This window comes from Endozoicomonas sp. SESOKO4 (genome assembly GCF_024606275.1).
In genome coordinates this window covers 1-11541 of record NZ_JAHHPS010000641.1, presented here as the reverse complement: position 1 = coordinate 11541, position 11541 = coordinate 1, and the positions used below count along the sequence as shown (strand labels likewise).

General features: G+C 48.2%; 7 protein-coding genes. All 7 read left to right on the top strand.

Annotated elements, in window-relative coordinates:
• Nucleotides 1-272: 272 nt before the first annotated feature.
• The 7 genes from KDK16_RS12490 to KDK16_RS12460 all read left to right on the top strand — a co-directional run bounded on the left by KDK16_RS12490 (nt 273) and on the right by KDK16_RS12460 (nt 10994).
• The gene (locus KDK16_RS12490) at nt 273-434 is read left to right on the top strand and encodes a hypothetical protein (RefSeq protein ID WP_257255616.1); all 162 of its coding nucleotides are present in this window, start codon (nt 273-275) and stop codon (nt 432-434) included.
• A gap of 21 nt (nt 435-455) precedes the next feature.
• Complete coding sequence (locus KDK16_RS12485; RefSeq protein WP_257276373.1) at nt 456-2276, top strand: hypothetical protein; 1821 nt, start codon at nt 456-458, stop codon at nt 2274-2276.
• A gap of 400 nt (nt 2277-2676) precedes the next feature.
• A complete protein-coding gene (locus KDK16_RS12480) occupies nt 2677-4182 on the top strand; it encodes a peptide ABC transporter substrate-binding protein (RefSeq protein WP_257255614.1) in 1506 nt (501 codons plus the stop codon).
• Nucleotides 4183-4386: 204 nt separating this feature from the next.
• Nucleotides 4387-5433: a hypothetical protein gene (locus KDK16_RS12475; RefSeq protein WP_257276372.1), complete on the top strand. Its 1047-nt coding sequence runs from the start codon at nt 4387-4389 to the stop codon at nt 5431-5433.
• A gap of 155 nt (nt 5434-5588) precedes the next feature.
• The gene (locus KDK16_RS12470; RefSeq protein WP_257276371.1) at nt 5589-7238 is read left to right on the top strand and encodes a hypothetical protein; all 1650 of its coding nucleotides are present in this window, start codon (nt 5589-5591) and stop codon (nt 7236-7238) included.
• Nucleotides 7239-7584: 346 nt separating this feature from the next.
• Entirely contained in the window at nt 7585-9126 is a 1542-nt protein-coding gene (locus tag KDK16_RS12465; RefSeq protein WP_257276370.1) for a hypothetical protein, read from the top strand.
• 197 nt (nt 9127-9323) lie between these two features.
• Entirely contained in the window at nt 9324-10994 is a 1671-nt protein-coding gene (locus KDK16_RS12460) for a hypothetical protein (protein ID WP_257276369.1), read from the top strand.
• Nucleotides 10995-11541: the final 547 nt, after the last annotated feature.

Below are 11541 nucleotides of genomic sequence, written 5' to 3'. Positions count from 1 at the left end.
CTACCTTTATTCTGGATTTTTCAACTACTGGCTTTGGTGGTACTAACTATCAGCTTTTTCAGGTCCAGATGAGCCAACCAAATTTTAACTCCGTCGGTATTTTCAGTTCAGACAATAGGAGTTCAGCAGCGACTGAACCATTCTAAAACCCTTGTTAACGGACGACAGCACACTGCTCTGCGTGCCAACCCGGAAAAGGATTCAGGTGAGTCAATAAAAACACTTTCTCAGCTCACAAAAACCAATACCAAAGCGGGCAAAAAGTTTTTAATATGAGCGAAGCCGGAGAGCATGGACAGCCACGGCCGTACAGAAAGGTCTACAAAAATACTCAAGCCCTGTCGGACCATAAAAGAACGCATCGAAAACGCAAGCCTGCTGATGCGAACCAGAACAATGGCTTAAGCCCCAAGAAAGGTAAAGTGAATCAGTAACGATCTGGCAGCCACTCTTTCATGAAGTTTGCTCCGGCATCATCTATCCTTCCTCTCCGTCAACCAGAATGCAAGGATAGAATTATTAAACACCCACTCTATGCCAAACATCTGTTGCTGCTGTTTCTACTGTTGTCGTCTGTCGTTTGTCAGGCCGAACCATTGACAGGACGTTTTATGATCGAGCCGGGATCAGGTTTGCCGCCCGATGACAAACGACACAGGGTTAGCAGTTACAGAGTTAATCGGGTTGCTTACGAGCTGATTCTGACAGCCAGAAATGTCCATTTAAGCTCCGTTCTTTTTTCATGTTATTCACGGCTAACTATAGAAATAGTTGTCCTTGTCAGTTGGCTTATGCTGACAAAGGGAGATTGCCCGTTTGTGACCACCACTATGATGGCGGCTTCCGGAGATAACCCACCACAAGACCCGGCCTCAGGGTCATCCTGCCAGGGAACCCCGGGGACAACCTGCTATTCTACACGCTTTTTCACCTGTCTCGAGCGTTCTGGCTCAGGCGGGGATAACAGAGACCCTCAACGACACTCGCATACTTTAGGTTTAAATTGTTTCGTCCATCCCTGTTATGGCGTTTGTCAGTTCCGACCATCAGGAGCAACATCCATTGATCCTGAGATCGCTGCACACCCCCAACCCATCTCACCTTTACAGATAGGGATTGATATTGCTGATATCCAGCCCCCATGGAATTTTGACTCACCGACCAATAGCGAGAACCACTTAAATGATACCGCCATGGATGAGATCGAAATACCGGAGAATTTTTCGTTCACCTCTGATGATTTTGCACAGATCGATGAATGGCTCGACCCAGAGAAGCCTTTTGAAGAAATCGAAGCTTCCCTGACACTCAGCCATTCAGAAACACAACAAACAGCAACCGAATCAACCCGATTGTGCCAGGGCCAGCCGCATCTTTCACAGCCAGACGCAATACAAGCCACAGAGCACAGCGGACAACGAGCCTGTAAAGTGACTGTGGTCGGTGGGAATGGTCAGCCGCAGCCGTGCAGGAAAGTCTTCAAGAATGCTCAAACTCTGGCGACTCATAAATACCAATACCACAGCGGGCAACAAACCTGCGAGGTGAAGATAGTCTCACAAGGTGGCCGGGCGCAAACCTGCGGGCAGATTTTTAAGAATATAAAAGCTTTGTCGGCTCACAAAAATCAATACCACACCGGGCCAAGAGTCTGCGACGTGATTCTGGTCGGAGTGCATGTTCCGCCACGGCCGTGCGGAAAGGCCTACAAGAGTGCCTTAGCTCTATCGGTTCACAAAAGACAATGCCATACCGGGCAAAGAATCTGTGACGTTATCCTGGTCGGAAAGGATGGCCAGCGGCGACCATGCGGAAAGGTTTACAAAAATGTCCAATGTCTATCGGCTCACAAAAGCCAATACCATACTGAGCAAAGAGTCTGTGATGTGAGCGTAGTCTCAGGGCATGGTCAGCCACGGCCTTGCGGAAAGGTCTGCAAAAATGTTCAAGCCCTGTCAAATCACAAAAGAAAAGAACACACCGCGCAGCAAACCTGTGGCGCAACCGTAGCCGGAAAGGATGGCCAGCCGCGGCCATGCGGGAAGGTCTGCAAGAATAGCAAAGTTTTGTCGGCTCACAAAAGCAAATGCCACACCGGGCAAAGGGTTTGTGACGTGACCCTGGTCTCAGAGGATGGCCAGCCGCGCCCCTGCGGGAAGCTTTGCAGGAATGGTCAAGCCCTGTCGGACCATAAAAGAACGCATCGAAAACGCAAGCCTGTTGATGCGGGCCAGAACAATGGCTTCTGCCCCGAGAAAGGTAAAATGAATCAGTAACGCTCTGACAGCCACTTTTTCATAAAGCTTGATCCATGATCACTTTGGCAATGTTGTTGACTTTTGACCTGAGCTCATTCAGTCCAACTGTTTAAAGGCCGTAAGCGTTGATCTAACCCTTCTAAGTAGTAATAATAAGGTCCAGCCATTGGTTCAGGATACCCCCTAAAAAAGCCCTTGTTCTGATGCCGAATGCAGCCTCAGGAATAGAAGACTGCATGCGTCTTTCTGACTTTTTTTCGGCAGAAGCCATATGAATAAGCTATATAAAAGACTCGTGTAGTTTTTTGATCTGATCACCTCAATGCCCTTTACCAAGCTCTTTAGATTCAGAATCCGCAGTTGGCTGCGAAAAGCTCAATGTACCCCGACCTGCTTACTGTTGGCCTGCAGTGTTTCCATGCCTTGCCTGTCTCAGCCTCTGGAAAGAGGTCTGCTGGCTAGCCCTAAATCCCTGCACCCTCACTATTTCGGCGGTTCTCCCGGTGCCCAGGTGCTCAAAGATGTTTTTGAAGGTTTAATGGTACAGAACAAAAACGGTGAACCCGTGCCCGGCGTTGCCAGCAATGTTGAACGCGATCCTGATGGCATCCGGTACACCTTTATCATCAGGGAAAATCTGAAATGGTCCGATGGCAGTGCCCTCACGGCTGAAGACTTTGTCCGTAGCTTCAGGGCACTGGCCGACCCTGAACGCCGAGCCACCTACCGCTGGTACTTGAAAGCCGCGAAAATTACAGGAGCCGAACAGGCTCTCAATGGCAAACCCGAGGCACTGGCGGTCAGGGCATACGAAAATAAACTCATCATCGATCTGGATCAGCCTGCACCTTACTTTCTGGACTTGATGACCTTCCCCAGCTTTCTCCCTGTCCATAAGATTAATCTCAAAGACGACGCCTCAACCATTCCGGTCACCAACGGTCACTTCCGGATTGATCAGGTAATTCCGCAAACCCGTATTAAATTAATCAGCAACCCCCATTACTTCCGTCATCTGAGTAGTGACCTGAAACAGATCAATTATCAGGTTATTCCATCAGTCCATCGTCAGGTAGAAGAATTTGAAAACCACTCACTGGATGTAACGGCTCAGTTGCCAGCGCTGCATATTGGGGAGTTAAAGAAAAAGCACCCTGTGTCTGTGTTTGAAGACCAGGTTCTATCCACCGCCAGCCTGATAGTCAGCCCCAAAGTGAAAGCCCTGCAAAACATAAAAGCAAGACAGGCTCTATCGATGGCAATTGACCGGGATACACTGGTCAAAAAGATATTCCCTCACAGTCGTACCACACCAGCCTGCAGTTTCGTGCCTCCTCATACACGGGACTTTAATCCAGACCCAGCCAACTGCAAAAAACTGTTGGACAACCCGGATCGTAACGAACAAGCCATTAAGTTACTGGCAGAATCAGGTATTAAAGGGAGTGATATAAAGCTGACTATATTATCCAGCCCCAGGTACAACTCTCTGGATGTTCTGCCAGAGATCTGCCATCAGATTAACAGCACACTGGGCACCTCCCTGAGCAGTAAGAATGAAGAATGGGATAGTTACCTGGAGCGGATATCCAAAGGAGACTTCGAACTGGCATGGTATGAATGGTTAGCCGATTACAATGATGCTACGGCTTTCCTGACCCCCCTGACCGAAAGTCAATTGTTTGGCCCTTTCAGGGATCCAGCCTATCTCAGGGAACTCTCACTGGCTGCGAGCAAGAAAACCGCTGTGGCCCGTTTACCAAACTATCAGAATGCTGAAGCCATTCTGGCCAAAGAATTACCACTGATCCCTGTTCTCCACCCTTCCCGGGTAACACTCGTCAACCCTGATATTGGTGGCTTCTACTCCACCAATCCTGAAGGCTGGGTCCATAGTTGGAACCTTTACCGTATACTTGACTGACCCGATGAGGAGTGGGCTGTGTTTCCGGACTTTTCATCCGCCCCCTATACTGAGAGAGATTACTTATGCTTTCCAGACTTAAGAGGGTGACACAGCAGCAAACAGAGCTGAGTCACTTTCTTGCGCTGTATCAGTTAAGCGCAGCACTTTTGCGATAGCCTTTGTAATGAAAGGCTCCATAACAGATACGAGAATAAGGCCATCATGGATAGATCCAGACTCGAAACACAAGCCCCTCAATTCAACCCTGTCTCTGAAAAAAAATTCGAACAGTCGCAGAAAACCGGCCTGTTTGGACGCTGGAAAGTCAAACTTTCCAAGTCTGTGGGCAAATATTCTCCCCAAAAGGCGGCTTTGAAAACCACCCCCCATAAAAAACTCGAACAGCGGGAAATCAGAAAACTGGCCACCAACAGCAAACCTCCCACAGATCCCAAAGCGCTCAGATCTATGGCCATTGATGCCCAGCTGGCCGCTTACCCCTATCACCGTTCCCTGGAAAAAATCAGTGCAGCCGGAGAGATTCACAAACCGGAAAAAGAGGATTTTGCTGCTCACTGGCAACCCTCTGAGGAGATAGCAAAACAGATATCCGATGGGACGGGATTGACCTTAAGCACCGAGGAACCCGGATTCCTGTATGACAAGAAAACAGGACTCACAGCTTACGTTCTTACCAATCCTGAGCTTAAAGAAGTCCGCCTGGTCTTTGGCGGTACAACATCCGGACTCGCTGCAGGAGAGCTCCTCGAACGTTCCAGAAAAAACATCCGGTTTTCAGGCAAGCAATGGCAAGCCAATATCAAGAATCTCCTGGGAACAGGCATCCCCGACAGTTATAAACAAGCCAAAGCCCTGACCGCCAATATTATGAAAAATATGCCTGTAACGCCTGAAGGCGAACCTTTTTCTCTGAAACTTAACGGCCATTCCAAGGGGGGAGCAGAAGCAAGCTACGCAGCGCTTTCCATGGAGCCCCCCATCGAAGCCGTTTGCTTCTCAAGCGCAGAGCTCAGTCGCGCAGCCTTATCGGACATTCCCAGAGAAAACCTGGCCAGTGCTCATGAGAAAGTCACCCATTACACTATCAGCAAAGACCCGGTGACTCTCGCAGGAAAGTTTATCAGTGGTCTGTCCCATACTGGCGAAGTCATCACTCTTCCTGCCAAACATGCCTATAGTTCATTTCTGGATCGGCATGACAAATTCACAAAACATATTGAGCACTATGCTAAAAATGCCTCTCTGTAAGCCTTTTAACGTCTGAAAAATCAGAGCTAACCCCAGGCAAATCTATCGAAAAAGCGATAAACAGGAAAACCGGTCTTTTTTCTTGATACAGATTAATGGATAAGTATAAATACAGCGTCTAGGCTTCCTATCGACATTTGCCGGGAGTCCAGAACATGATCAAGCTGCAGCATTTTTTGGCCGGATTCATCGCCCCAGTATTCCTGTTACACGCTCTGATTGTTGAGGCTCAGACGCCGACAACCATTTCTACAGCGAGCCTTCCGACGTCATTGTGCGACTCTCTTACGGGTCAGGCGGAAGGGGTTCAGAAACGGCTGACCCAGTATGGAAAACTTGTTAAAGGACGACGGTGCGTTATTCTCCGTGCCGACCCGGCAGAGGATTTGGCTGAGTTGGTAAAACAAACTCCTGAGAACACCGTTATTTTGCTCTCCTCCGGGACTTCTGCCGGAGTGACGCCCTCTTCATCTATGGCGCCTGCTCCATCCCCAGCGGCTTCTTCAGTCGTGATGCCTTCCTCATCCGTTGTCCCCGCACCCGCTAAAACTCCGGTTGAGTATTCTGTTGACAGTGTAATAGTTTTGAAGAATGGTCAGGACATTATCGGAGCGGCTGATGAGGGTTTTGAAATCGTCATCAGGGATCGGCCAGATTTTCAACACAAGCATATACTCAGGGTCGGAAGTACTGAGCAATTCAAGCCAAAAGAAACGAAAAACAGCCATATAAGACACATTACTTTCAAGCCAACACGAAATAATAAACGCGTCCCCATTGATTCCATTGTTTTTGCAGAGTGCTTCAACCGGAAACTGGTTATAGAGGATAACGTATTCTATCTGCCTGTTAAGGCCGCCGTCACTCTTGATTGCAAGGAATTTACGGTTGCCTCTGATAAGGACCGGCCCAAGGGTCCATGCATGGAATTCGCTAATAACAGGGTCATAGGTGAAAGATACAACTCGATTGACGACAAAATTTTCCCCTATTTTATTCCGAATCAAGGGATATTTATTAATCTTCCTGCCATCGTGAACCAGTCAGAGCGAATATCGATTATTGGGAACAGTTTCGAAGGCAACATGGCAGAAGCGGCTGAGTTCAAAATTGGGGCCGGGTCCAGTATCAATGTTTTCAAAAACACTATCAACATTTCCAATGCCGGCAACACCACCCGCGACTCTGTTCGCAAAGGGGGGTTCGTTCTGGCAGGGCCGACAGAGTCCATAGGAGTCCCACCTGCTTTTTTCCTGGCTGGCAATCAGATCAAGGTAACACGAACCGCCATAACCGTCAGGGGACAGCTCGGCCTGACCTTTGCCTGTAACCACCTGCAGGCAGTTAATCCCTGGTGGCAACCCCAAAAACAATTCGTCCTGAAGGCACTTCCGGTACCCTTGGGAAAAGCGGCGGAAGTGTGCAGTGGCAGTGTGAGCTCAACCGCTGTTATGCCAACACACACATCAAATCCAACGGTTGTCATGACAACCTTCACTCCAAATCCAACGCATGCTATGTCAACCCTCACACCAAATTCAACGGTTGTCATGTCAACTCCGGATGCAGGCAGCCGTTTTGCAAGTACCTGGAAGGCAATAAATAGCTCCCTCGCCACTGCCTGTAGCGGACTGGTCAACTTCGAAGGCCAATTCTTCTTTGAATCAGAAGTCTGCCAGACAATTTCTCTGCCTCTTGCTCCTGTTAACAGCACGACAGAGATCCCCGCGCCGTCAACAGGTTCAACTTCAGTCGCTACCCCTTTGGCTGTCATGGCTGGTCTATTCATATTGTTGAATCTATAACCTGAACGAATTCATCTCTTCGATAGTATGCATTCCCATGCAAAGGAGACTTATTCAAACCTGTGGTTTTCGGACTCTGGCAGCCTGTCGGACTTAAGGCTGTCCTGCGCGGCCACTGCTCCTGCGTTGCTCTGGCTCCTGCATCCATGCGCCATGCGGTTGCAATAAAATAAAAAATTTCCAGCAATCCTCGTCGGACGCTCAAGTCCGACAGGCCGCCAGCTTGGGAACCCATACATCATCCCAGGCATTTCAGGATCCCAGAGCAAAAAACGAGTGATATTGATGGATAAGTATAAATACAGTGTCTAGGCTTCCTAATCTACAATTTTTGGAAGTTCTGAAAATGATAAATTTAAAGCATTATCTAACCCGACTAATTATCCCTTTATTCCTGTCACAAGCTCTGAGTTTACAAGCCCGGACGACGGCTCAATCTCCAATCGCAATCGCAATCGCAACCTCACACTCTACAACAGCTCCTCCAACGGTATCGTGCAATTCTCTTGCAGGGCATACGAGGGGGGTTCAGCAGCGGCTACTCCAGTACAGTCACCTTGTTCCTGGAAGACAGTGCTTTGTTCTCAGTGCCAACCCGACGGAAGATTTAGATCAGTTGATCAACCGGCTTCCTGAAAACACCGTGATACTGCTCTCCTCGAAAACTGACCCTGCAGTGACAACGCCTTCTCCAGCCATTTCCCCTGCACCTGACAAGACCCCGGTTGAATACTTTATTGGCAGTGAAATACGTTTGAAAGATGGGCAGGTCATTATAGGTGCTGCTGATGACGGCTTTGACATTGTCATCAGGGATCGGCCAGGATTTACAGACAAACATTTAATCAAGGTAGGAACCACTGATAACTTCCAGTTTGGCGAAACAAGAGACAGCCACATAAGACACATTACCTTCCGGCCAACTCGAGAGAATAAATACCTCTCAATCGACTCCATTGTTTTCTCAGAGTGCTATAACCGAAAACTCATTTTAGAAGAAAATGTATTTCATCTTCCTGTCAAGGCCGCACTTGACTTTGATTGCAAGCAATCTCTCGATGCATCTTCCGATGCTACGCGCCCCGGTCCGGGCCTGCTGTTCGCCAATAACACGCTCATAGGCACGAGCTTCAAAAGTTTGACCAAAACACTTGTTCCAGAGAAAGGTATATCTATTAATCTGCCCGCCATCAGGCATCAGGAAAAGAGATTAGTTGTTGCGGATAACACATTCCGGGGCAAAATGGCAGAAGCGGGTGTCTTCAGACTTGGTCCGGAATCCCGTATGGAGATCTTCAAAAACACCGTCGACATTACCAATTACGGCAGAATAGGACGCCCGGCGGTTCGCAAAGGTGGTTTCGATCTAATAGGCCATACCGATATCAATGCAAAACCTCCTCTCTTTAATCTGGCTGGCAATCAGATTCGAGTGACAGCAACAGCTGTCACTGTCAACGGTCAGCTTGAACTGGTTCTGGTGTGTAACCACCTGCAGGGGTTCAATTCGTGGTGGCAACCCCAACCACAATTCCTCTTGAAATCAATACCAGCAACATTTGAAGAGATAATGGAAAAGTGCCAAAACGTTCCGGGTTCAAACGTTATCGTACCAACTCCTTCTACAAGCAGTCAGCTTGCCAACACCTGGACTGGCACAAAATATTCCTCGGATACTGCCTGCACTGGATTAGTCAACTTCGAAGGGCTTTTCTTCTTTGAAAAAGACCACTGCCAGACAGTCACTCCGCAATCTACTTCCAGTACACATCCCTATACTAAAAAGTCTTTTGATATCAATACAGCCCCCTATTCATCATCGAGAGCCAAAGAACTAATTGCTGCTACGGTTGTGCTGAGCGCTCTGGCTCTGTTGTGCATTAAATAGTTTAAAATAGCTTTGCCAGACTCCTGTTCCCATGTTTTCAGGCTCTGTAGGTAACAACATGGGAACGATCAAAAATACTAAAGAAAGGATAGACAGAAAGGATTCATCTATTCTCTCAATGCATCCCAATCATATTAATGGATAAGTACCAGGGCAGCGTCCAGGCTTCCTATCTTGAATTCTTTGGAGTCCGGAAAATGATCAAGCCACTGCATCATTTAACCAGATTAATCGTGCCTGTATTTCTGTTCCAGGCTTTGAACCTGCAAGCTCAGACGACTCGGCCTCCAACCACCTCTCCCCCTCAACCGGTATCATGCAACTCTCTTACAGGACAGACTGCTGGCGTCGAGCGGCAGCTGAAACAATACAGACATCTGGTTCGCGGACGACAGTGCGTTGTTTTCAGTGCCGACCCGACAGAGAATTTAAATAAGTTGATAGAACGGATTCCAGAGAACACCGTTATACTGCTCTCTTCCCACACGACGATTCCACCCAAGCCCCCCGGGTCGGGTAACACCCCAATTAACTACTTTATTAGTAGTGCAATCGTTTTGCAGGACGGTCAGGACATTATTGGAGCTCCCGATGACGGCTTTGATATCATCATCACGAATCGCAAAGATCGTGTCATTCATACTATGGTCAAGGTTGGATCCGATAAAAGTTTCCAGTTTTCAGAAACAAGAGACAGTCATATAAGACACATTACTTTCCTGCCTACGGGACCTAAGTACAAAAGTTCAGTTAACGTCACCATCTCCGCAGAGTGCTTTAACCGGAGACTGATTGTAGAAGACAACGTATTCTATGTGCCTTTTGTGAGTGCGGTTTACCTTAACTGCGTAGCACCACTGTATACCAATAGCGTGAACCCGGGCCCGGGCTTGCGGTTCGCCAACAATACGCTTGGAGGTGTCATTATTCCATCGTGGGCAGGCAGCTCAATTCCTGAAAAAGGGATATACATTAACCTCCCTTTTATCCATAACCTGTCACAGAGGCTTGCTGTTATCGGGAACACATTCCTGGGAAAAATAGCAGAGGCAGGTGAATTTATTCTTGGACCCGGAAGCCGTTTAGATGTCTTCGGAAACAAGGTCAACATTTCCAATATCGGTATTACCTTTCGCAATTTAGTTGCTGCAGGGCAATCACTACGGGGCGGGTTCGCTCTCTCAGGTCCTGCCTATAGCGGTAGGCCTCCTCTCTTTAATCTGGCAGGCAATCAGATTCAGGTAACAGCAACAGCTCTAATCGTCAGTGCACGCCTTGAACTGGCCTTGGCTTGTAATCACCTGCAGGCAGTGAGTCCGTGGCAGCAACTTCAACCACAATTCAGGTTTAAAGCTGTTGATCCATCATCACTGGAAGATGAGTGCAACAGACTAATGAGTTCATCCGTTGTCATGCCAACTCCGGACGCGACCGCTGTTATGCCAACTCTAAACTCAACCGCTGTTATGCCAAGCCCGAACGCAACCGTTGTCATGTCAACACCCAACCCCTATCCAATCAGCCGGATCGTGAACACCTGGACGGCCATGAATGGCTCCACTGCCACCGCTTGCAGTGGACTGTTCAACGTCGAAGGCCAGTTCTTGTTTGACTCAGAAGTCTGTCATGCGGTCGCTGCACCCTCCAATTTTATGATTACCAATACGCCACCCGGTATCAGCACGACTTACGATACCGTCACCACATACAATGACGTCGCGGCGAACAGTAATGTCAAAACTTACGATAATGTCGCGACTTACAACAGGAGCCATATAACCCCCACTTCATCAGCAGGCGCAAGCCCAGTCACGGCGGGTTTGGGGGTTATAACCACCCTGGCGACATTGTTGTCTCATAAATATTGAACCCAGGCTGTTTTACCCGGGAGACCCGGGCGTGATCAATACCCTCAGCCTACATTTAAATACCAGGACGGCCATCAATCACTCCACTGCGAGTGGCAGCGGTCTCCCATTCATCAGCAGATGCAACGGTCGTGACAACTGCTGGGTGTCACGATCACTCTTTATGACCGCTCTGGCCCTGTCGTTAAATCGATAACCTCAACTCACCTCTGCGGTTTAAAGATGCTGCCACAAAGGTAACCAACGATTATCCTGAAATATTTTAAAGATATTAATGGATCGGTATAAATACATAGACTAGGCTTCCTATCGACACTTGCCCGGGAGTCCTGAAAATGATTAAGTTGCAGGGTTATTTAGCTCAGTTAATCGCTCCTCTGTTCCTCCTGCAGACTCTGAATCTGGAAGCTCAGAACGCGACTCAAACAACCTCTGCTCAAACAACCTCTGCTCAAACAACCGCTGCTAAAACAACCTCTGCTAAAACAACCTCTGCTAAAACAACCGCTGCTAAAACAACCTCTGCTAAAACAACCGCTGCTAAAAC